This is a genomic window from Streptomyces sp. NPDC032161, from assembly GCF_040636995.1.
Classification (GTDB): Bacteria; Actinomycetota; Actinomycetes; order Streptomycetales; family Streptomycetaceae; genus Streptomyces.
The window spans coordinates 1-1,767 of sequence record NZ_JBEZVN010000114.1 but is presented as its reverse complement, the minus strand read 5'-3'; the positions used below and the strand labels follow the sequence as shown (position 1 = coordinate 1,767).

The following is a 1,767-nucleotide window of genomic DNA, read 5'->3' as shown; positions in this document are numbered from 1 at the left end:
GGAGCCGTCAGTAAATTACTGACGGTTTCGATGCGGCTGCTGTACGTGCCGTGATACGTGGACTGTTGTGGGGATTTCTGAGGAGGACCTGGCGGTCCTGGATGTGAAGTTCGCGGCGTTGTTGCCGCATCTGGATGAGCGGCAGTGCCGTTTGTATCTGGCGTCGGAGGCCGAGGCGCTGGGGCACGGCGGGATCGTGGCGGTGGCCCGGTTGGCGGAGGTCTCGGAGTCGACTGTCGCGCGGGGATGCGTCGAACTCGCCAGCGGGGCGAAGCCGTTGGGCCGGGTGCGCCGGCCAGGCGGTGGCCGCAGGTCGGCTGCTGAGCGGGACCCTGGTCTCCGGCCGGCGCTCGAGGCGTTGATCGAGCCGCGGGAGATGGGTGATCCGGTGTCTCCGTTGCGCTGGACGACGGCGTCGTTGCGGGACCTGGCCCGAGAGCTGAGCGATGCGGGGCATCCGGTCAGTGCTCCGGTGGTCGGCGGGCTGCTGCGGGAGATGGGGTTCAGTCTGCAGGGCATGGTCAAGACCCGGGCCGGCTCGCAGTCCCCGGACCGTGACGCCCAGTTCCGGCACATCAACGCGGCCGTCGAGCTCTTTCTGGCCCGTGGCCTGCCCGTGGTGAGTGTGGACGCGAAGCAGAAGGAACCGATCGGCGAGTTCGCCCGTCCCGGCCGCACCTACCGTCCCAAGGGCGATCCGATCAACGCTCCGGACCATGATTTCACCAGGCCGGACACCCCGGTCGCCATCCCTTATGGCGTCTACGATCTCGGACGAGACACCGGCTGGGTGAACGTGGGCACCAACCGCAACACCGCCGCCTTCGCGGTGGAGTCCCTGCGCCGATGGTGGAACGACCAGGGCAAGGCGGACTACCCCGGCGCCACCCAGCTGCTGGTCACAGCGGACTCCGGCGGCGCAAACTCCGCCGACTCCCACCTGTTCAAGATGGACCTTGCCTCCTTCGCCGACGAGTCCGGCCTGTCCATTACCGTTGCCCACTTCCCGCCCGGGACATCGAAATGGAACAAGGTCGAACACCGCCTGTTCTCCCGCATCACCCACAGCCTGCGCGGTCGCCCCCTGACCAGCTACGAAGTACTGATCCAGACGATTTCCGCTACCCGGACCCGCACCGGACTGACCGTCAAGGCCGCGCTGGACGAGAACACCTACCCCACCGGCCGCAAACTCACCCGGGCCGACCGCAAAGCGATCACGGAGCGCGTCACCCGCGACGAGTTCCGTGGCGAGTGGAACTACACGATCACCCCGCACGACCCCGCACAAGCTGCCCGGTCCGCACCCGAGCCGGCACCGCCCCCGATCCCGGCCGAGGCGACTTTCCTCCTCACCCACCCCGCCCTGACCGGCCTGACACGCGACGAGTTCGACCAGCTCGTGCTCCAACTCGAACCGTGCCGCCAGATCCTGGCCGAGGCCCGGCGCCGGAGCGAAGGGCGGGACCGGCGCGGCCGCAACCCCGGATTCGGCATCCTCGACCACCGTCACCGCGTCCTGGTCGCTCTGCTCAGAAGCCGCAATACCGTCACCCTGACCCTGATGGGCAAGATCCTCGGACACGACCGCAACACACTGAGCTACCACGCCATGACGAGCAGGCCGCTGCTGGCCTTCGCGGGAACCGGTCTCACTCCCATGCTCACCCCGCGGCCACATCCACCACGCACACTCGAAGCCCTGCAGAAGGTGATCACCGAGCACGACAACAAGATCAAATCAGGCAGTAGTTGATTTACGGCTCC

1 pseudogene is annotated in these 1,767 nt (G+C 67.3%); it reads left to right on the top strand.

What is annotated here, in order from left to right:
• Positions 1-73: 73 nt before the first annotated feature.
• A pseudogene (locus AB0E67_RS36440) lies at positions 74-1,288 on the top strand (ISAzo13 family transposase); the annotation flags it as partial.
• Between the last annotated feature and the right edge of the window lie 479 nt (positions 1,289-1,767).